The following is a 667-nucleotide window of genomic DNA, read 5'->3' on the forward strand; positions in this document are numbered from 1 at the left end:
TGGCTGAGTACACTTTGCCGGATCTGCCGTATGACTATGGGGCGTTGGACCCGCATATCTCGGGCAAGATCATGGAGCTGCATCACGACAAGCACCATCAGAACTACGTCAACGGCCTGAACACCGCGATCGAGAAGCTCGAAGAGGCCCGCGCGAACGAGAAGTTCGACACCGTGAACATGCTGGAGAAGAACCTCGCGTTCAACCTCGGCGGCCACATCAACCACTCGATCTTCTGGAAGAACCTGTCCCCCGATGGTGGCGACAAGCCCACCGGTGAGCTCGCCGCCGCGATCGAGGACAACTTCGGCTCCTTCGACGCCTACCGCGCCCAGTTCGAGCAGGTCGCCCTCGGTATCCAGGGGTCAGGCTGGGCCATCACCGCCTGGGACACCCTCGGCCAGCGGCTGGTCATCGTCCAGCTGTATGACCAGCAGTCCAATATCCCCGCGACGCTGATCCCGATCTCCCAGCTCGATATGTGGGAACACGCCTTCTACCTGGACTACCTCAACGTCAAGGGCGACTACGTCAAGGCCTTCTGGAATATCGCCAACTGGGCCGACGCCCAAGAACGATTCACCGCCGCCACCACCGGCGGACAGATCATCTTCTAACCCCAAGACCCGCGTTCGCGTTGAGTGTGGGGAGGTGCCCCACACTCAAC

General features: G+C 60.9%; 1 protein-coding gene. It reads left to right on the forward strand.

What is annotated here, in order from left to right:
- Positions 1-617, forward strand: a 617-nt coding sequence (locus tag FNM00_RS18660; RefSeq protein ID WP_143915035.1) for a superoxide dismutase, incomplete at its 5' end; no start/stop codon positions are given.
- Between the last annotated feature and the right edge of the window lie 50 nt (positions 618-667).

The sequence above is a fragment of the Aeromicrobium piscarium genome, assembly GCF_007421815.1.
In the GTDB taxonomy this organism is placed as follows: domain Bacteria; phylum Actinomycetota; class Actinomycetes; order Propionibacteriales; family Nocardioidaceae; genus Aeromicrobium; species Aeromicrobium piscarium.